The 19990-nt window shown below is 39.4% G+C and carries 15 protein-coding genes and 1 other annotated feature (1 of these 16 cut by a window edge); of the genes, 4 read left to right on the top strand and 11 right to left on the bottom strand.

From position 1 onward, the window contains the following. Nucleotides 1-75, bottom strand: a binding site (T-box leader) (it extends 171 nt beyond the left edge of the window). A 78-nt stretch (nucleotides 76-153) separates the two neighbouring features. The 4 genes from I2E21_RS08945 to I2E21_RS08930 form a co-directional block, all read right to left on the bottom strand. Next, nucleotides 154-1827 carry an alpha-amylase family glycosyl hydrolase gene (locus I2E21_RS08945; RefSeq protein WP_195411108.1) on the bottom strand — a complete coding sequence of 558 codons (1674 nt, stop codon included), beginning with the start codon at nucleotides 1825-1827 and terminating at the stop codon, nucleotides 154-156. A gap of 274 nt (nucleotides 1828-2101) precedes the next feature. Next, nucleotides 2102-2956 (bottom strand): sugar ABC transporter permease, encoded by an 855-nt coding sequence (locus tag I2E21_RS08940; RefSeq protein WP_195411107.1) that lies wholly within the window; start codon nucleotides 2954-2956, stop codon nucleotides 2102-2104. Further along, nucleotides 2953-4467 (bottom strand): sugar ABC transporter permease, encoded by a 1515-nt coding sequence (locus I2E21_RS08935; protein ID WP_022234994.1) that lies wholly within the window; start codon nucleotides 4465-4467, stop codon nucleotides 2953-2955. Before I2E21_RS08935 ends, I2E21_RS08940 begins: the two co-directional genes overlap by 4 nt. Before the next feature lie 206 nt (nucleotides 4468-4673). Then, complete coding sequence (locus I2E21_RS08930; RefSeq protein WP_195411106.1) at nucleotides 4674-5963, bottom strand: extracellular solute-binding protein; 1290 nt, start codon at nucleotides 5961-5963, stop codon at nucleotides 4674-4676. Between the two features lie 494 nt (nucleotides 5964-6457). Here I2E21_RS08930 and I2E21_RS08925 point away from each other — a divergent pair, with 494 nt between their 5' ends. After that, a complete protein-coding gene (locus tag I2E21_RS08925; protein WP_195411105.1) occupies nucleotides 6458-7933 on the top strand; it encodes a UDP-N-acetylmuramoyl-L-alanyl-D-glutamate--2,6-diaminopimelate ligase in 1476 nt (491 codons plus the stop codon). Between the two features lie 560 nt (nucleotides 7934-8493). Here I2E21_RS08925 and I2E21_RS08920 read toward each other — a convergent pair. Genes I2E21_RS08920 through I2E21_RS08910 form a run of 3 tightly spaced genes read right to left on the bottom strand, consistent with a single transcriptional unit; the run spans nucleotide 8494 to nucleotide 10944 of the window. Next, nucleotides 8494-8826 (bottom strand): cupin domain-containing protein, encoded by a 333-nt coding sequence (locus I2E21_RS08920; protein ID WP_195411104.1) that lies wholly within the window; start codon nucleotides 8824-8826, stop codon nucleotides 8494-8496. A 6-nt stretch (nucleotides 8827-8832) separates the two neighbouring features. Beyond that, nucleotides 8833-9084, bottom strand: coding sequence for a Smr/MutS family protein (locus I2E21_RS08915; RefSeq protein ID WP_195411103.1), 252 nt, complete (start codon nucleotides 9082-9084; stop codon nucleotides 8833-8835). A 60-nt stretch (nucleotides 9085-9144) separates the two neighbouring features. Continuing rightward, the gene (locus I2E21_RS08910; RefSeq protein WP_195411102.1) at nucleotides 9145-10944 is read right to left on the bottom strand and encodes a VanW family protein; all 1800 of its coding nucleotides are present in this window, start codon (nucleotides 10942-10944) and stop codon (nucleotides 9145-9147) included. Between the two features lie 300 nt (nucleotides 10945-11244). On the opposite strand from I2E21_RS08910, the gene I2E21_RS08905 reads away from it, so the two are divergent. Next, nucleotides 11245-12369, top strand: a complete 1125-nt coding sequence (locus tag I2E21_RS08905) for a glycosyltransferase (protein WP_195411101.1) — start codon at nucleotides 11245-11247, stop codon at nucleotides 12367-12369. 20 nt (nucleotides 12370-12389) lie between these two features. Beyond that, nucleotides 12390-13709, top strand: a complete 1320-nt coding sequence (locus I2E21_RS08900; protein ID WP_195411100.1) for a serpin family protein — start codon at nucleotides 12390-12392, stop codon at nucleotides 13707-13709. Here the strand turns inward: I2E21_RS08900 and I2E21_RS08895 are convergent, their stop codons facing one another. The 4 genes from I2E21_RS08895 to I2E21_RS08880 all read right to left on the bottom strand — a co-directional run bounded on the left by I2E21_RS08895 (nucleotide 13710) and on the right by I2E21_RS08880 (nucleotide 18671). Beyond that, complete coding sequence (locus tag I2E21_RS08895) at nucleotides 13710-16028, bottom strand: serine/threonine-protein phosphatase (RefSeq protein WP_195411099.1); 2319 nt, start codon at nucleotides 16026-16028, stop codon at nucleotides 13710-13712. Between the two features lie 416 nt (nucleotides 16029-16444). After that, nucleotides 16445-17458 carry a sugar-transfer associated ATP-grasp domain-containing protein gene (locus I2E21_RS08890; RefSeq protein WP_186935698.1) on the bottom strand — a complete coding sequence of 338 codons (1014 nt, stop codon included), beginning with the start codon at nucleotides 17456-17458 and terminating at the stop codon, nucleotides 16445-16447. Between the two features lie 286 nt (nucleotides 17459-17744). Continuing rightward, nucleotides 17745-18014 (bottom strand): zinc-ribbon domain containing protein, encoded by a 270-nt coding sequence (locus tag I2E21_RS08885; RefSeq protein ID WP_022235006.1) that lies wholly within the window; start codon nucleotides 18012-18014, stop codon nucleotides 17745-17747. Nucleotides 18015-18074: 60 nt separating this feature from the next. Then, nucleotides 18075-18671: a sigma-70 family RNA polymerase sigma factor gene (locus I2E21_RS08880; RefSeq protein ID WP_195411098.1), complete on the bottom strand. Its 597-nt coding sequence runs from the start codon at nucleotides 18669-18671 to the stop codon at nucleotides 18075-18077. Nucleotides 18672-18877: 206 nt separating this feature from the next. Between I2E21_RS08880 and I2E21_RS08875 the strand changes: the two genes are divergently transcribed. After that, nucleotides 18878-19990, top strand: a 1113-nt coding sequence (locus I2E21_RS08875) for a YifB family Mg chelatase-like AAA ATPase (protein ID WP_195411097.1), incomplete at its 3' end; no start/stop codon positions are given.

The following is a 19990-nucleotide window of genomic DNA, read 5'->3' as shown; positions in this document are numbered from 1 at the left end:
AACTATCGGCTCGCACCACCCGCCGACTCTCTTAAAGCGCCGATTAATCTTACTACTCTTGCTCAATGGTTTATCTTATAAATTAATACTATTATATAGCGGAATTTTTTAAATGTCAATAGCATTTTAGCACTTTAAAGCGAAAATTCAAAATTATTTTGAATTTTCTGCTGTCTTTAAAATTACAGTTGACTGTGCAGGCATTGTAAGCACACCTTCTTTTATAGCTGTGTGCTGATAAACGGCATTTTCATCTTCTGTCGAAGTAAAAGCACCATCCTTGTCAACAGGTGAGCTTGCAACAAGCTCTGCTCTGATTTCAGGATTAGCTATCATATCATCGGTAATGGTAAGCTCAGCGTTTTCCTCTGCATTCATATTATGAATAATCATCAGCTTTGTTCCGTTATACTCAACATAGTAAGCACAAATTGCAGTATTGTCAAAGGTTTGAAGTCCTGTAATTTTGCCACGAGCAATCTCAGGGTTTTGATTTTTGATTTTTATAATTCTGCTGTAAAAGCTAAGTAAAGAATTGGGGTCAGCCTGCTGTTGCTTAGCGCCGCCGTATTTAGTATCTTTCGCAACATCACCTACACCGTTTACCCAAATATTCGGCAAATTATTGCTGTCAAATATCATCGGTGTACGATAAGCCGAATCGGAAGTTGTATTTGGAGCAGTAATTCCGATTTCCTCGCCGTAATAGATAAATGGATTGCCCGGGAACAACATATACACTGAGGCTGCCATTTTCTGATAACTAAGACCCTTAGGTTCAAGCGAGTTACCGCTTCTCACCATATCGTGATTTGACAGGAACATTGTCGGAATGTAATTCTCGTTATTGTTGTACATCTTATCGTTATAATTCATTACCTTTTTAGCGATAGCCGTACCACGCTGTGCTATGACCTCGGTTGTAAGTGTGCCACTTGACTGTGAGAATTTAAATGCAAACTGACTGTCAATTCCCGACTTAAAGATTTCCTGAATCTTTGAATCATCGTCCCAGTTTTCACCTACTACATAAACATCAGGATTTGTTTCCTTACATTTATCACAGAACCAGTTCAAAAATTCCGTGCCGTCGGTGGATTTATTAGAAAAATATTTTACGGCGTCAAGTCTGAAACCGTCAACACCTCTGTCAAGCCAGAATTTTGTAATTTTTGCAAATTCTTCTCTTGTTTTTTCAGAATTTAAATTCCATTCAGGCATTTCCTCAGTAAAATTAGCCTCACAAGCCATTGCATGTGACAAATAATTTGTCTGTGTATCAGAATCAAAATATGAAGTGGGATGAATTTCAAAATACTGTGCATAACCGTCAAGATTGCCCTCTTCCACCTCTTCGACAGCCTTTAAATAATAAGGATGCTGTGAAGATGCATGATTTAACACAAGGTCAAGTATGATGTTAATACCACGCTTATGACATTCTGAAACAAGTTTGTCAAAAGTTTCAAGTGTGCCGAAATCAGGGTCAATATTGTAATAATCGGTTACATCATATTTATGATATGACGGCGAAGGCATTATAGGTGTTAGCCATATACCGTCAACGCCAAGGTCATTGCCTGTATTTGGATCTCCGTCATTAAGATAATCAAGATTATCAATAATACCTTGCAAATCACCGACTTGATCACCGTTTGAATCTGCAAATGAATTAACAAAAATCTGATAATAGTTACGGTATTTATCGGTTGATGCTGTGGCTGTAAGAGTATTTACCGGATCATCATATTCTTTAGTACCGCAGCCTGCAAGAATTGCACTTGTAGAAATTGAAGCAATAAGTAAAAGTGTAAAAATTTTTTTCATAAATCCTCCTTATAAAATCAATAAAGTTAAGTAAGAATTGAAATGTATTCTTTATAGGCTATAAAGATTATGGTTTGCAAAATATTTCATCAATCATAAAAGTTCGGTCAAACTTTGCAAAGATTATAGGTATGTGTAAAACACACACAAGCCTAAAAAGGCTTGACCTATATTTTAATTTTTTTAATCTTAACTATGCTGCAAGCCATAATTTAAAACTTAACTAAAAAGGATGGCAGCCAAAGACTGCCACCCAAAAATGTGCAAATAAAGATTAACCCTTTACGCCGCCGGCTGTTACACCTTCGACATAATACTTCTGCATCTTAAGGAAGAGGAGGGTAATCGGAACAGCAACTACTACTGAACCTGCAAGGAACTGCTTGTAGTACTGTGTCTTAAAGTCAAGGTCAACCATAAGCTGCAAACCGATTGCAACAGTGTAGTAATCACGCTTATCACCCATGATGATCTTAGCAAGAATAAAGTCTGTCCAAGGTCCAATGAATGATGTAAGAACTGTATAAACTACGATTGGTTTTGACATAGGAAGAATAATCTTCCAGAAAATCTGGTTCTTAGTTGCACCGTCAATAGTTGCCGCCTCGTCAAGAGCTCTTGGAATTGTATCAAAGAAGCCCTTTGAAATCTGATAACCAAGACCTGCACCGGCACTGTAACAAATTACAAGTGCTACGAGTGTCTGTGTAAGACCCATAGCCTTTAAGAGGTAGTAAATAGCAATCATTGTCATAAAGCCCGGGAACATACCGAGAATCATACCAACATTGATAAACTTTTTACGGGATTTAAATCTTAAGCGGCTGAATGCGTAACTTACCATAAGTACAGAAATTGTAGAAATTACGCAGCTAAAGCATGCAACAACAAATGTGTTTATAAACCATTTTGTAAAGTTAAGTGTACCGTGGTTTGTAAAAAGGTCAATGTAGTTCTGGAAAGTCCATTCACGAGGAATGAGATAGTTTACTACAGTAACACCTTCTGCACGGAACGAGTGCATTAAAAGATAGATGAATGGGCAAATCCAAATAAATCCGAGAATAGCGAGGATTATGTAGATAAAAGTATTTGCCAAACCTCTTCTGAGTTTGTAGCTTTTTATCATGAGAACGCCTCCTCGTCTTTTGCAGATTTAGATGAGTTAAATACAATAAGTGAAAGCACAGCGCAGATAATAAATACAATGATACCGATCGCCGCAGCAAGGTTGTAGTCAGAAGAGTTCATAGTAAGTTTGAACAACCATGTTACGAGGATATCTGTATAACCTGCCTGATAGAATTTCTCCGTTGTTGGACCACCGCCTGTGAGGAGGTAGATAACGTTAAAGTTATTGATGTTACCAACGAACTGAGTAATAAGCTGTGGTGTTGTTACGAAGAGCATGTAAGGAAGTGTAATGCTTGTAAATGTTTTTACAGGGCCTGCACCGTCAATACGGGCTGATTCGTAGAGGTCTTCAGGAATATTCATAAGAATACCTGACATTGAAAGAATTGTGTAAGGAATACCTACCCAAAGGTTTACAATGATAACTACTATCTTAGCGATGTTAGGGTCAGTGTTAAGCCACTGAATTTCCACCACCGCGGCATCAGGATTGAACCATCTGCTAATATCTGTAAGTAACACATTAAATGCACCGTCAGTCTGGAGCATCTGATTCATAAGAAGAAGTGATACAAACTGTGGTACAGCGATTGCAATAACAAAGAGAGTTCTCCACAAAGCCTTGAACTTAATACCCTTTTTGTTGATCATAAGAGCAATAATCATACCAAGGATGTAGTTTGTGAAAGTAGCGCAAACAGCCCAAACAAGTGTCCACTTAGCAAGTTCTACGAATGTTGTAGCTCTTGTTGCAGAGTTAGCTACATCAAATACAGATGCAAAGTTTTGGAAACCAACCCAGTGGAACAATGTTCCCGGAGGCATATGCTGAAGGTCATAGTTTGTGAATGCTATAAGTATCATAAAGATGAGTGGAAGAATCTGGAAAATACCAATCATCAGTACAGGGAAAGACAAAAGTGTAATGTGATACTTACCGTCAAGAAATTCCTTGATATCAGTTCTTAATGAAGTTGGCTTTTTGCCTGCTGCAACAAGAAGCTGATGCTTGTAAGCATCTTTTATATTTGCTATGTAAATGGCAAATACAACTACTGTAATTACAATGGTAAGTACAGAATAAAGGAGGATAAGCATTGAGTTATCACCGTAAACAGTTACAGGGAAAATGCCGTCCATCTCTGTGTGAGTCTCAACAGTACCAAGCGAACCAAACTTGGAAATGTAACCCCAACCAAAGAATACCATATAGAGAATGTACAAAACTTCTGAAAGGAAGAATAAAATACCCTTATAGTACTTACCTTTTGAAATGTCACCAAGGCCGAAAATAAGGTAAGAAAGCTTTGTCATAATATCTCCGTTTACAAAGGTTTTGCCGTAATTAGCAAATCCCTTGCCAATGCCAAGAAAAAACTTCACAATAGCATTTCCTATTGCTTTAAAAAAGCCTGCCACTTTACCGGGCAAAGCTTTGAAAAAGTTTTTAGCATTATAGGCAAACTTCTGGAAAGGATTAAGCTGTACATAATCAATATATTTCATTAATAAGCTCTCCTTAAAATAGTTTGCAAAACCTACACCAAACTAATAATATATTCTGCGTTATCAATTAGCATCATAAATACATTAGTAGTTTGGTGTAAATTAATTACAATGTCTGCGACATTGATAACGAGTTTTCACTCAATGGGGCTCTCAGCTACTTGAGAGCCCCACGAGTATGAGAAGATTTATTTTGAAAACTAAAATTATTCGTCTCTTACGTTTGCGATTGTGTCTGTGAGTAACTGCTTGAAGAAGTCAGCGTTTGAAGGATCTGTTTCGTCAGCAATGAGCTTGTTACCGAGGTTTGCATTTGGATCCCAGAATGTTGAAGCTATACTTACCTGTGGTACAGCGAACTTACCCTGCTCAGCAATAGCTGTAAGTACTGCACTGCCTGTAACAACTTCTTCACCGTTTACAGTCTGGTTTGAAGGACCCCAACCGAGCTCTGTAGCTCTTTCTCTCTGGCACTCTTCGCCTGTGAGATAGTTAGCAAGGATCTGAGCTGAACGCGGGAACTTAGAAGATGCGTTTACACCGATGAGCTTGTAACCGAGCATTGAAATTATCTGCTTAGCTTCGCCGTTTACATCGATTGTTGGGAGCTTAGCTGCACCGAAGTTGTCGCCAAGAGCTTTCTTGTCAGGAACTGTGTTCCAAGAACCGTCGATACCGGCACCGCAAGACTTCTGTGAGAAACCGGAAGAAATAGCGTCTAGTGAAAGTGACTGGAATGTACCCTTATAGTCGTGTATAAGCTTTGAGAAAGCCTGGAGTGTTGCAACTACCTCGGCCTCATCATAATCTGTGTACTTCTGAGTAATGCCGTCATCCTCAAGACCATCGGTCTTAAGACCGCCTGTGAATGTGAACATACATGCGTAGAAGCCGTCACCTGCGTTCATGATGAACTTCTTACCTCCGGCCTTACAAGCTTCGAGGACATCCTCAAATCTGCCTGCCTGCTCGTCAGAAACTACTGACTTATCATATACGAGGTAGTAACCGTTATCACCTGTTTCCGGATAAGCGTAAATCTTACCGTCGAGTGTTGCAGCTGAAACTGACTCTGCTGTATCTCTCTTAGAAATATCTTCAGCATAAGCAGCCTGTGCAATAACGCCTGCTGTCTGAAGCTTGTTGAGCTGGTCACTTGCGAAACCGAATACATCGGCAGCAGCTGAGGCATCATTAAGAAGGTTTGTAGCAGCATCTTTCTCAGTCTGAGCAACTACTGTAATATCAATCTTCTTGTCCGGATAAAGAGCCTTGAATGCCTCGCACTCTTTTTCAAAAGTAGAAACTGCATTATCAGGAGCCCATACTTTAAGTGTAATGTTGTCTTCGTCACCAAAGTCGTTGCTTGTTGCAGAAGCACTGTCACCCTTTGATTCTGTTTTTGAAGCTGTACTGCTGTCACCTGAACCGCCGCAGCCAACAAGTGCTGTAGCAGCCATCATACTTGCCAAAAGAACGGCAAAAATCTTTTTCATCGGATATTTCCTTCTTTCATAAAATATAAACTTTCATTCCATTTGAATGATGTGAGGACAGTCCCTCTGTCCTTTCACTACATTTATGATACCAAAAAATCATACAAATTGCAACTACCTTTGTACTTTTTATACAGAGTGTTAAAACTTTAAATTATTTTTGTGCATTTTGCAAGTTAAATTTTGAAATTTTGATTTTATTTACAAAATTATCTCTGGCTTTTTGTTAATAATAACAATATTTTCTTTGTGCAACTTGTTCATTTGGAGATTATCGTTTTATTTTCGTAAATTACTTAAATTCGTTTCTTATCAGCTAAATGCACATATTTTCGTTTACATAGGTGCTTTTTAGGTAATTTTCACCAACAGATAAAATAAGCCTTTTCGCACAATAAACACACTCCAAAAAAATTCATTATTATTGTTGTATTATTTTCCCTGAATTGTTATAATGTAATAGTAATCACAACTAAAAACGGAGTGAATTTATTATGAAACTAAGCAATTTACTTGCAAACATTGAATATACCGTAATAAATGACGGCAATCCCGAAATAACCGATATTATATATGATTCCCGAAAAGTTACCGACGGTACAGCTTTCGTATGTCTTAAGGGATACACATCCGACGGTCACAAGTATGCGCAATCCGCTGTTGAAAAAGGCGCCGCTGCCCTTATAATAAGTGATGACCTTTCATTCGATGTACCGAAGAATGTTGCGGTTATTAAAGTGGAAAACACACGAAAAGCACTTGCGTATATCAGCGCCGAGTTTTTTGGCAGACCCGCCGAAAAACTAAAGACCATTGCAATTACAGGTACAAAAGGCAAAACAACCACAACCGCTATGATTGCATCTATTCTTGAATGTGCAGGAATCAAAACAGGCACAATCGGCACTCTCGGTATTTTATATGACGGAAAAGTTGTAAAAACAGACAACACAACTCCGGAATCATACGAAATTCAAAAAGCTATGCACGATATGCTTGAGTGCGGCTGTAAAGCTATGGTTATTGAGGCAAGCTCAATCGGCTTAAAGCATTACAGACTTGCTGATATTACATTTGATGTAGGCATATTTACAAACTTTTCACACGACCATATCGGCGGTGTTGAACATAAGGATATGGCTGAATATCTTTACTGTAAAAGTCTGCTTTTCGGACAGTGCAGACACTCTGCCGGAAATATTGACGATGAAAAATTTACCGAAATCACAAAACTTGCAGTTGAAAAACCTGTAACATTCGGTTTCTCAAATAAAGCCGACTTTGTTGCGTCCGATGAACATTTATTATTTGAAAACGGATTTATCGGCGTTCACTTTGAATTAAGCGGAAAAAAGAAACTTTCGCTTGATGTAAATATCCCCGGTAAATTTAATGTTTATAATGCGCTTGCCGCAATCAGTGCCGTATCTTTCTTCGATATTCCCGACAAAGCTATTGTCGAGGGTCTTCACAAAGCAAAGGTTAAAGGCAGAGTTGAACCTGTACCCGTACCGGGCAACTATTCGCTTATAATAGATTACGCTCATAACGCACTTTCTATGGAAAATGTGCTTTCAACACTCCGACTTTATAAACCTAACCGCCTTATTACAATGTTTGGTGCAGGCGGCAACCGTCCAAAGGTGAGGAGATACGAAATGGGCGAAACTTCGGGCAGACTTTCCGACCTCTCCGTAATCACAGAGGATAACTCCCGTTTTGAAGATGTTATGGATATTATCGAGGACATCAAGACAGGTCTTGCAAAGACAGACGGTAAATATGTAGTTGTTCCTAATCGTAAGGACGCAATAAGATATTGTATGGAAAACGCACAGGACGGCGATATTATCGTTCTTGCGGGCAAAGGTCATGAGGACTATCAGGAAATTAAAGGCATAAAATACCATATGGATGAAAGAGAGCTTGTAGCTGATATAATTAAAGAAATGAGCGAAAAAAGCAAGTAAAATCTCTATACTATTATTATAGGTAATGGTTTAACGGATTATCAATCGGGCAACAAAGTAAAGCAAAAGCTAAACTTTCCGTCCCGAAGTTAAAAGTTTGGTCATCCTTTTCAAAGGTTGTAGGTGCGGGCAACGCCCACAAACTTTATGCTATTGCAAATTTTTGATAGCCAAACAGCTTGCCGTTTGGCGACTTAAACATAACGAAGAACTTTTAATTGCGGTAGCAACAAAAAAATATTCTTATAATTTGTGCCGTCTTTGCTACGCAATGACGGCACATTATTTTAATTATTCTTTTTTAAAGGCTGTCGCCTGTTTTTTCAAACATAGTCTTAGCACGCAAACAGCCAAGCTGTTTGCGCCTGCAAATTTGTCCTAAATAAAACTTTTTATGGGCTCTGCCCAAACCCGCAACCCTTTAAAAAGGGTTGACCTAAATTTTGAATTTATTACACTAAACTTTGTGTGCTAAACCATTATTTACCCCAACTCATTATAAAGACCCTAATTAAAAGGGACAGCCGTAAAAAGCTGTCCTTTTTTATATTGTATTCGATTTATCTTAACTCAGGAACTACTGCAAAAAACACAAGATCCTCTTCACCGTCATTAATCAAACTGTGGCTGTGTCCCTTTGGGCAATAATGGCAAGAGCCTGCGGAAAGTTTTTCTTCCGTATCATCATACTTTACCTTGCCGTTGCCGCTAAGAATATAAATAATCTCGCAGTTACCCTCATGAGTATGAAGTCCGATTGACGCACCGCTTTCAAGTCTGCCACGCATAATTTTGGTATCGCCGTCATCAAACATATCGGCTCTGAAAGTTTTTTCCCCTCCCTTAAAATTAGGAAGTTCCTTTGTTTGCATACCATCAAAATCTATATACATTACATATCACCTTTCTTTATTATTATACGAAACAATCACAAATATGGTTTCGCCTTGATTCAGCCCGAGAATTTTTCTCTCAATTTTCGGATTTTTATATCTGCGCACCATATCTCGCAGTGCAGTTCCGCCGTGAAATCCGTGCAAAACGGTAACTTCACGCACATCATTCGGCAATTGCTTTAATCTTTGCGTTAAAACTTTTCCCGCACTTTCCACGGTGTGACCGTGCAAATCTATCTCTACAGAATACGGCATCACTACACCCCTTTTCTAAAATTTTACCTCCGCACAAATGTACGGAGGATTTTTTATAAATTATTCGGTAACTTCCGGTTCTGTCGGAGTAGGTTCCGGATCGGGTTCCGGTTCTGTCGGAGCAGGAGTCGGTTCCGGATCGGGTTCGGGAGTTACAGTAGGTTCCGGATCAGGCTGCGGAGCAGGCTCCGGAGCCGGGGTAGGTACATCAGGTGTAACCTGTGATGACGAGTTATTGTTTGAAGATGAGTTATTGTCAGAAGAGTTCGAGTTATTATTGCTCGGTCTTGAAACTACACCGTCGTCGCCGTCGGCAGAGCCGCCGCCAATACCGCCGCTGCTCTCATAAGTGGATGACGGGAGTTCCTCACGGTCAACTTCTTTGCCGTCCTTATAATATACTCTCCACGCTCTTGCAGAAAATTCTTTTCCGCTTGTAGAGCCGATTTCATTTTCTGTTCTTATTTCATCATAATCAGGGCTTTGCCATCCCCAAAATGTAGCAGAAAGCGTTGTACCGTCCATTTTACATTCGATAAACATCTGGTAATCTGTCTGATTAGAGAACTTAAGGTCAAGGTTAGGATAATCAATTGTTGCGTCAAGACCTGTAGGAACATAATCGGATGCCCAAAGGTGGCAGTATCTTTCCTCAATCTCAACATTTGCTCTTATTGCGGCATTATAAATAGTTGAACTTGCCTGACAAATTCCGCCGCCGTTGCCCTGCACAAGTTTACCGTCTGCAATCACACCTGCAGGCTTGTAACCGTTTTCAGAAAGGTTTGAATCGCCTGTGCATTCGTTAAACGACCATACTTCCCCCGGTTCAAGTACAGAACCGTTGCAAGCCTCAAGCGCAGTTTTCATATTTGAATTACCGTTTGCGCTGTTGTAAGAAACGGTTTCGTATGTAGAAAGCTTCACAATATTTTTCTTAACCATATCAAGAGAAATATCTGCGTCAACATCTTTAACTACAGCATTGAGTGCCATTGTGCCAGTACCGCTTTTTATAGCTGACGAAAGCTGTGTAACAAGGTCTTTTTCGTCAAGCTCCGCACCTTTTTCGGCATCGGCATATTTAAATCTGTTGTCACCGTCATACGGATTAAATTCAGAAACACGGGCATTTGTCGCCTTTACATCAACTTCTTTTTTAATCTTTTCGGCATTGCTCTTGATAGAATCATCTGTGCAAGTGGCAACGACAGTATATGTCTTTGCGGTTTTGCCCGAACTTTCTTTGTTAAGTTCATCATTCTTAAGCTGTGTAAGAACACTCTCTGTATTGTATGTATATTTTAAGTCTTTCTGTGTAATTGTGTATGTCTTTTCTTTCGCCTTTACAGAAATTGAAACAGGAGTTATAAACGACTCCTGCTTTGAAGTCAAAAGCTTGAGCGCCTCATCATAAGTTTTGCCTGCAAGTGAAATTCCCGACACCTGTGCATCATCGGAAAAATGGAATCCCAAGCCAAGATTATCGACAGTAGTCTGTCCGTTTTTGCTTGGCATAAGCATAACCACACCCGCAACGGCAATACCGATAACTACCGCACCGGCTGCGCAGCTTGCAATAATAATTTTTTTCTTATTACTTTTTTTGCCGTCTTTTTTATTGTCTTTATTATCGCTTTTTTCCTTTGGTTCAGACTTTTTATTTTCTTTTTTCTTTTTGCGTTTGTTTTCGTCTTCGTAAGAAAACACACCTGCATAATGGTGAGCGCCCGAAGGTGAATGTTTTGCGCCTTTTTTAGAATTTGCAGATTCTTCGGCAGTCTTAATACCATTTGAAACATCTACAAGTTCATCGTCCGAATCATTGTAAAAAATAAAATCCTTGTCATAATCGGCCATTAAAAAATTCCTCCGTTTGGGAAATGAACATTTACAATTTCTTTATTATGTATGTTACCAATATAATTTTACTACACTTTTTGGTAAAAATAAAGACATAAATTCAAAAATTATTCTAAAATAATTCCCAAATTTTAATTATACTTTCAGCCTTAATTTTTATGCAATGCTACATTTTTGTGACAAATATTTATTGCAAAAAATTATTTATTAATCTTTTTTTACTTTTCGGTTGAAAATTGTTTATATTAACGATATAATATAGTTTACAGACATTAATATTTAATGGAGCTTTTTATTATGAAAATATTGATTTTTACCGCCTCAACCGGCGGCGGGCACAAAAGAGCCGCTGCCGCACTTGACGCCAAAATAAAAGCGCTTGATGCAAACAATGAGGTAAAGGTCGTTGACGCATTAAAAGCAATCGGCAAAGTTTATGACAAAACAGTCTGCGGCGGTTATCACTTTATGGCTACAAAAATTCCGAAGGTTTACGGTGTGTGCTACAAAGTAACAGACCGTAAAACCATCGTCTATGACGCAGTTATGAAATCAAATACCGCAATGTCAAACAAGCTTTTGAGCATTATAGATGAGTTTAATCCCGATGTTATCATTATGTGCCACCCGTTTATTACAACGATGGTATCAAGATTGAGAAGAAAGGGCAAAATCAGTGCAAAAGCAATCAGCCTTATAACAGACTATGACGCACACCGCACATATTTTGTACCGAACATTGACGCTTATGTACTTGCCGAACCTCAAATGGCGGAAAAATTAGTCAACGAATATGATGTAGATAAAAATATAATTTATCCGCTCGGCATCCCGATTTTTGACAGATTTTCCGAGCCGTTTGATAAAGCTGAAATCTGTAAAAGAGAGGGACTTGACCCCAACATTCCGACTGTTTTGCTTATGGCAGGCTCTTTCGGCGTTACAAGCGTATTAAAATTTTATAAAAGCCTTGTTTTGCAGAAAAAGCAAATTCAATTTATCGTAATTACAGGAAGAAACAAGCACCTTTATACACATCTTAAAGAAGTAATGGAAGAACTTAATGCCCAGGACTGCACAAAACTTCTGTACTTTGTTGACAATGTTGAGGATTATATGCATATATCCGACCTCATTGTAACAAAACCCGGCGGACTTACAGTTACCGAAAGTCTTGCCTGCCGACTTCCGCTTGCAATTTACAATGCTTTTCCCGGACAAGAGCGTGATAATGCAGAATTTCTTGTAAAAACGGGTGCCGCAATTATGCTTGATAAATTAAATGGTGCCGAACAGGTTTGCAGACTTCTCGGCAATCCGGACAAACTTGCCGAAATGAAAAGGTTTTGCGGCAATCTTGCACAAGAAAATTCGGCAGAAAAAATTTATGACCTCGCTAAAAAGCTCGTCAATGAAGATTAACGAAAGGACCGTTCAAATAAATGAAAAGAACTATATCAGCCCTGCTTTGCGCAGGCTTAATCGCAGCAACATTTACAGCCTGCTCAAGTGCAGACAGTTTTTCAGACAAGGAAAATCTTTCAAAAAATGTTGAAAGAAACAGCGATACTGAAACCACATTTAATTATTCCGACGGAGCAGTTAGCGCTCCTACGGAATATAATTCTTACTCAAGCGAAGTAAGTGATTTTGAATTAAAACTTTTCCGTAACTATTACAAAAACAATTCCGATAAAAAGAGTTTTGTGTTTGCGCCTGCAAATACTGCTCTCACACTCGGATTACTTGCAAACGGTGCCGCAAAACAAAGCCAGACAAATATTGTCAATGCGCTGAGTGATGAGCTTGTACTTGATTCCGAAAATCAATGTTCGTCATATTTTCAGAGCAGACTTAAAGCCTTTTCTTCTGACGGCACAAATACAGATGAAAACGATAAAAATTCAGAAAAAGCTTATGTAAAACTTAATCAATCAATGTTTTTTAACGACACGGTTGATATAAGAAAGAATTTTCTGAAGGCAAACGCTGACTTTTACGGAGCAAATATTTTCAGATTTGTATTTTCAGATGAAAACGCAGTTAAAAAGGTTAATTCCGTACTCGGCGAAAATGCCGTGACTTCTCTTGACAACTCAAATAACCTTTTCTGTACAAGCACATCGGATATATATGACGAATGGCTTAACGCTTACGAAAAAGACGCTGTTGCGGACGGTACTTTTTACTCCGAAAGCGGCGAAAAAACAGTAAAATATATGACCTCTGCAGAAAATTATATTCATACAGACAAAGCGCAGGGCATTATAAAATATATGCGCAACACACCTGTAAAATTTGTTGCAATTATGCCAAATGAGGATACTTCGCTTGAAAGCTACATATCCTCAATGACATATCTTGAGTATTCCGATATGCTCGACAGCTTTAAAATAACATCTCTTACAAATGCCTCTGTTCCCGAATTCAGTATAAAGTCAGACGGCAAACCTACAAGCCTTAAATCCGAACTTGAGAATTGCGGCCTTGCGGATATATTTACCGACAGCATTAACCTTTCAAATATCACTCTTTCAGATGACCTTTTCGTAAATGATATTTCCGAAATTCAGCCGTCTGTTACCGTAAATTCAGCAGGTATCGGCGGCAGTGAAAGCGTTAAAGCAACAGTTACCGCAAACACACTTAAATCCGACTCCAAAACAGCTGACAGCACTCTAAAGTTTGACCGTCCGTTCATATTTATGCTTATAGATAACGAAAGCAACATTCCGCTTTACATCGGAACAGTTGATTTCTGATTATTCGTTATCAGTCAATTTTACAGCAAGCACCGTAATGTCGTCATCGTGACCGTCATTGCGGTGCTTTATTGCTTCCGCAACAACCGCCTGCGCAAGTTCCTGTGTGCTGCCCTTGTTCCATGTTCTTATAAGATTTTCAAGCCATTTTTCGTTACCTGATAATACACCGTCAGACACCATAACCACCATATCTCCTGTTGTCAAGTTGACCGTATCGGTCGAAAATTTAATATTGTTAAGTATTCCGGCAGGAAGTGACGGCATTTCTTTTGCAATCACTCTGCCGTTTTTCTTTATATAGGTAAGCGGTGCACCTGCTTTGTTAAGAGTTACTCTTCCGCTGTACAAATCTATTTTTGCCACATCAACTGTTGAAAGCGATTCGTCCTCACTCTTTACCATAAGTGCAGAATTTACAATCTGCAGTGAGCTTTCCGGAGTAAGTCCGGACTTGAGAAGTCTTGTCATAATAGAAGTTGCCATATTGCCGTCAACCGCCGCTCTGCCGCCTGTGCCCATACCGTCACACACAATGGCATAAGTATTGCCTGTGCCGTCGTTAAAATAATTAAGGCAGTCGCCGCAAAGTTTGCCACGATTTGCAATATGCTGTTCCGTACCTATTTCCACATCGTAAACAGGCATTTCGCAGAATTTTGCCATTATACTGCCGCCCTCTTTGGTAATAAGAGGCAAATCAAATCTTCTGCCGCAGCATTTTGAAATTTCACGCATTAACTGTCCTTTTGAAAAGCGCTTTGATTTGGGAGAAATTGAAAGTTCAACATTCATTCTTCCGCCCGAAGTTATAAGGCAAATACATTCCATGGGAATAATTCCGACAGCCGACAAAGCGGAAATTACCCTTTCTGCCGCCTCGGTGTCACATTTCATTGCGCTTTTAAATTCATCAGATAAATCGGATAAAATATCCCCGATTCCCGAGAATTGTCCCGCAACGACACTGCGTACATCATCTACCCTGCGTTGAGCCTCCAGACAAGAAATATATTCCCTGTAATTGCTGTTCATACTGTCGGCTATCTCACGCTTTTTGCAGCACTTTTTGACAAAGACCTCCTCAATATCGTTTTCACTCACTCTTCCCTGTTGTTCAAGCCTTTCCTCAAGGCGACGAAAATCATCATAGGTCACTCCCTCCTGTTTATCGTGACAGTAAACTTTTAATCCACAGCCTGAACAGACATTTTTCCTGACATTGTCGCATACCATATCAAGTGTGGGCGAATACAGCCTTTTAAGTCTGTCGGATACTCCGTTGACATCGTTTTTAACATTATTAATGGCTTTTGAGGCAAAATCAAGCCTCATAACCACATTTTTCCTCAAAGTTTCACCGAGAGAAGCATTTTTTTCATGAGAAAAAACAGGGGCAATAAAATTACCTACTTCTTTGGGCAGAATCATAAAAATGACAGACGCCGTAAAACTTTCTATAAGTACCTCGGCAAGAGCCACCCTGTCGCTGAAAGCAAGGCACATAACCGCATCGGAAATCATAAACGCTATTACGCAGGCAAATTTGCCGACAGTCGAAAACAATCCTGCCATAAGTCCGCCAAATGCGTATCCGCCGCAGATAAAGCCTTGATTTCTGCTTGCAATACTGAATATTGCTCCCGTTGCAATTCCGCAGACAGAACCGCCTGCAACACCCCCGTATCTTGCACAAAGCAAGGTAACAAGAACGGCAAGTATTCTGCCGACAGAAATGCCCTCAATGGCAACACTGCCGAACGATAGCATTAAAACACAGCCTGTAAGCACAAGACTTGCGGTTTCCTGTTGGGAAAATGCGGCAATACTGCGTCTTTCGGTTGAAAGCCTTACCGTACTGCTGAAAAAATAAGCCGCCGTACCTGCAAGCACCGCCTCGATAATGCAGTCGGTAAGCGAGGAAAGCGTGCTTGTGCTGACAAATGTGAGTACAACACCCGTTGCAAGAATAGGCAAAAACGCAACAAGCGGAGCAAAAAGTGCGCTGTTCTTCACCCTTTTTATATCGCTTGTAAGCCACCTTATACCTCCTATCGCAACCACAACAGCTATATACCTGAAGCTGTCCGAGGGCGTAAGCAAAATATAGCCAAGCCCTGTGCCTGCAAGTGCCGACAGCAAATATTTTTTTGGTACAGCCGCCGCAAAAGACGCTCCGAAAGGAGATAGATTTCCAAGCATTGCCCCCTTTGACACAAGAACACCGCTGACAAAATATACTATGTTTGTAATCACCGTTCTTGCAAATTCAGCCGAGCCATCAAAATTTTTGCGAACCAGAGCTTTTTTTGCCTCCATTTTTAACATCCTTTTCTTTTTTATATTATAATAGATAGCATTGTCTGCAACCTTTACCTATATTATAAAATTTTGCACTCAATCGTTTTGTCAGTATGTGGAAGGCAGTTTATATATTCTTTTGTAGAAATAATATTGCTTGCTAAATTAATTAATTTATATTCGGTAAATATAACTCTTATGCTTATTTTTATCAGTATTTAAGCCGTTATTAAGTAATTTTTAAACATTAACGCAATCAAAGAGTTAAATAATTTTATCTTACTGCATTATGTCGCAATAAATACAGAAAGCGCAAAAAAGCACAACTGTCATAATGACAGCCGTGCTTTTTGATATTATATGTTAAATTTTTTGTAAAAAATCAGAATAAAAATTTTAAAATCTGACACCAAGCCGACAATTTGCCAAATAATTTATATTCCCTTAACATATTGTCTTAGTGTCGGTAAAAAGCCGATTTTATCGGGTGCTTGCAACGGCATTTGCGGTAAAGCGTCGTGTCCGGGCATATTATTCGCCTCAATAAACAACGGTCCGTTCTCTGTAATTGCAACATCCCAACCGATATATCCGAGTTGCGGGAGTTTTTCCGCCGCCTCACAACACATAGCTATTGATTCCTCCCAGAACGGAATTTGATAACCTTTAAGTTCACATCCCGAGCGTGGGTGTTTTTCGTAAACTTTTCTCTGTTTATCACAAGCAGGAAATGCAATTTTGCCCGTTTTCATATCAATAGGCGAATACATACCGCCTGCGTTAATATTATCTACAGGGCGATCACTGTTGCCCATACGGATACACGCATATATAGCATTAGCCTTGCCATCTGTCAAAACAGTATAAACACGGATTGTGTTTACGGAATCGGGGTTGATTCTGCTCATATCGTGATGCTGTTTTACCACTTCTTCAACAATACTGATATGCCGTCTTTTCAGTTCGTCATACATATCGTCAAGACTGCCAAAATCCGCTTTTTTCAGCTTGTCTACACCTTTGCCGCAGCACAAATCATCAGGCTTACATATAATTTCGTCAAATTCCTGCATAAAATCAACAAATTCACTTTTACTGCATTTTGCAAAATTAAGCCACTTGCGGTGAAGATAATCGTTAAACATAGTGTAAAATTCAGTTTTATTATCAAGAATATGATAGTAATCAGGGTCATTCAAGAGCTTTACAACGGTATTGTTTATACCTCTTGTCACAAATGTTGCCCTCTGTTCGCTGTTGAGATTATAAAATTCACAAAGCAAATAATCCTTATATCCTGCACCGTACTTAAATCCGCAGGAAACTATATCGGCGAGTATAACCGCTCTCGGTTTGCCTGAAAGTTTATGCACCTGCTTTACAGTATCAAAAAGAGCGCTGTAATCCATATGTGCAATACATCTTACAATATAGCCAAGCTTTCCCATTAAGAAAACTCCTTTATCACTTCAAAAATGTTAAAAAATTGTATCTAAATTATTACCGATTAGTAACTATTTTAAAGCCTGTATTACAAAATGTCAATAGAGATTTTGTGTTTTATATATGAAAGTTTTGAAAAGGAAAACTCACAAAAACATCATTAAAAAGAGAAAAACGGCGGATTCACAATGAAATCCGCCGTTCGTTACAGCTTAAAAAAATATACAAACTATATTGGTTTTAAAACAATGTCTTTTAAAATCGCTATAATAAATATAAGTCTGTCTGTTGTTACTTTCTCTTTGCAAAGCAATCGCTGCAGTAGTAAGACTTGCCTTCCATTGGCTTGAAAGGAATCTTTGCAACACCGCCGCACTCTGCGCAGGTTGTTTCAAAAAGTTCACGAGCCGGTTTAGCAGCATTCTTACGAGCCTGTCTGCAAGCTTTGCAACGCTGTGGCTCGTTTACGAAACCTTTTTCAGCATAAAATTCCTGCTCGCCTGCTGTGAAAACAAATTCATTTCCACATTCTTTACATACTAATGTCTTATCTTCGTACATTGTTTTTTACCTCACTTTTGTACTGTATAATTGTTTTGCCCTTTTGCGGAATTGCACCGCTTAATCTTTTAAGGACATATAATGTAAGGAAATTTTCTTTTTGGCTCTCTGCAACGCATTGTCGGCTGACTTTGCGGATATGCCAAGTTTTTTTGCAGCCTCAACATAACTCATTCCGCCGCAGTACAGCATCAGTACCGTATACTCTCTTTCCGAAAGCAAGGTTTTAAGTTCGTCTAAAAGCAAAGAATAATGTTCTTTTGCAAGCATCAGCTGCTCCGGGTCTGTACTTTCGCCCTCAAGCTCGTCGTTGTCTGCATCAAGCGACACAAGGCTTGAACTCGGCACGGCTTTTTGCCTTTGAGCTTTACGCACAATAGAAATAAATCTGCGTTCCGCAACAATATCAACATAACTTTTAAAAGAGGCTTTGTTGTTGCTGTCAAATGTTCGACAAGCGTACAAAAGTCCCAAAAGTCCTTCCTGAACAAAGTCGTTGCGCTCGTAACCGTCCGCAGAATATTTTTTTGCCAAAAAGCCAATATTTCGCAAGTATCTTAGCGTAAGCACATCAAAAGCACTGTCATTTCCGCTTTTTACAAGCTCTGCAAGCTTTGCATCCGAAAGCTCTGAAAGATTTTTTAACGATTCAGACACAAGCTCACCTCAAAAGACTTTTCCTTACTGTAAATAATAACCTATTTCCTTTTATTTGTCAATAAGAAAGTAAATATTATTTGTAAATTTTTTTAATCCGTTCGTCAATAATTGTGCAGAATTTACATATTTATATATTTTTTGACTTGTAAGCAAAAAGATAAAATGGTATAATATTATGTAGTTTTTAATAAGAGGTGCTTAAAATGGTTGTGAAAATTAACAGTTTCGGTCTTATGGGAATGGACAGCTATCCCGTAGAGGTTGAGGGCGCAATTAACAAAGGATTTCCCGCATTTGATATGGTAGGACTGCCGGACGCCGCCGTAAAGGAAAGTCGTGACCGTGTTAAAAGTGCAATGAAAAATTGCGGATTTAATTTTCCGACCGCACATATCACAATTAACCTCGCCCCTGCCGATATAAAAAAGGAAGGTCCTATATACGATTTGCCAATTCTTATTGCAGTGCTTAAGATGACAGGCGCTGTAGTTGCGGAAATTTCCGACTCGGCATTTTTGGGAGAACTGTCACTCGGCGGAGATGTACGACCCATAAACGGCGTACTCCCTATGGTAATAAAAGCCCGTGAACTCGGTTATCAAAAGATATATGTACCTTTTGCAAACGGCGCAGAGGGCGCAGTGGTTGACGGCATTGAAGTTTATCCCGTTAAAAATATTTTACAACTGATTGCACACTTGAGCGGCGATAAACCTATTGAACCTGCCGTTGCGAAAATTGATGAAGATAATACAGACAAACAGTTTGTGCCCGATTTTTCACAGGTTAAGGGGCAGGCAGAAGTAAAAAGAGCGCTGGAAATTGCGGCTGCAGGAGGTCACAACATACTGTTAATCGGTCCTCCCGGATCGGGTAAAAGTATGCTTGCAAAGCGTATTCCGTCAATTCTGCCCGATATGACATTTGAAGAAATGATTGAAACCACAAAAATTCATTCAATAGCAGGTTTGCTCGACAAAAACGGACTTGTACGCACACGACCGTTCCGTTCGCCGCATCATACGGTAACTGCCGTGGGTCTTGGCGGAGGAGGTACAGGAACAGTTCGACCGGGTGAAGTATCGCTTGCTCATAACGGCGTACTTTTTCTTGACGAATTACCCGAATTTTCCCGAATGTCGCTTGAAGTGCTCCGTCAGCCTATTGAGGACGGAAAAATTACGATTTCCCGTTCGCACGGAAGCTACACTTATCCTTGCACCGTTATGTTGGTTGCGGCAATGAATCCGTGCCCGTGCGGATATTTTAATGACCCGTCAGGAAAATGCACCTGTACTCCGCAAAAGATACATAAT

Source organism: Ruminococcus sp. BSD2780120874_150323_B10, from assembly GCF_015553695.1.
Lineage (GTDB): Bacteria > Bacillota > Clostridia > Oscillospirales > Acutalibacteraceae > Ruminococcoides > Ruminococcoides intestinale_A.
Note: the sequence above shows the minus strand (reverse complement) of the source record. Positions and strands in the feature narration are given on the sequence as shown.

Excerpts from the sequence above, each read along its gene's own strand:
- I2E21_RS08945 (WP_195411108.1), bottom strand. The coding sequence starts at position 1,827 with ATGAAAAAAATTTTTACACTTTTACTTATTGCTTCAATTTCTACAAGT.
- I2E21_RS08940 (WP_195411107.1), bottom strand. The coding sequence starts at position 2,956 with ATGATAAAAAGCTACAAACTCAGAAGAGGTTTGGCAAATACTTTTATC.
- I2E21_RS08935 (WP_022234994.1), bottom strand. The coding sequence starts at position 4,467 with ATGAAATATATTGATTATGTACAGCTTAATCCTTTCCAGAAGTTTGCC.
- I2E21_RS08930 (WP_195411106.1), bottom strand. The coding sequence starts at position 5,963 with ATGAAAAAGATTTTTGCCGTTCTTTTGGCAAGTATGATGGCTGCTACA.
- I2E21_RS08925 (WP_195411105.1), top strand. The coding sequence starts at position 6,458 with ATGAAACTAAGCAATTTACTTGCAAACATTGAATATACCGTAATAAAT.
- I2E21_RS08920 (WP_195411104.1), bottom strand. The coding sequence starts at position 8,826 with ATGTATATAGATTTTGATGGTATGCAAACAAAGGAACTTCCTAATTTT.
- I2E21_RS08915 (WP_195411103.1), bottom strand. The coding sequence starts at position 9,084 with ATGCCGTATTCTGTAGAGATAGATTTGCACGGTCACACCGTGGAAAGT.
- I2E21_RS08910 (WP_195411102.1), bottom strand. The coding sequence starts at position 10,944 with ATGGCCGATTATGACAAGGATTTTATTTTTTACAATGATTCGGACGAT.
- I2E21_RS08905 (WP_195411101.1), top strand. The coding sequence starts at position 11,245 with ATGAAAATATTGATTTTTACCGCCTCAACCGGCGGCGGGCACAAAAGA.
- I2E21_RS08900 (WP_195411100.1), top strand. The coding sequence starts at position 12,390 with ATGAAAAGAACTATATCAGCCCTGCTTTGCGCAGGCTTAATCGCAGCA.
- I2E21_RS08895 (WP_195411099.1), bottom strand. The coding sequence starts at position 16,028 with ATGGAGGCAAAAAAAGCTCTGGTTCGCAAAAATTTTGATGGCTCGGCT.
- I2E21_RS08890 (WP_186935698.1), bottom strand. The coding sequence starts at position 17,458 with ATGGGAAAGCTTGGCTATATTGTAAGATGTATTGCACATATGGATTAC.
- I2E21_RS08885 (WP_022235006.1), bottom strand. The coding sequence starts at position 18,014 with ATGTACGAAGATAAGACATTAGTATGTAAAGAATGTGGAAATGAATTT.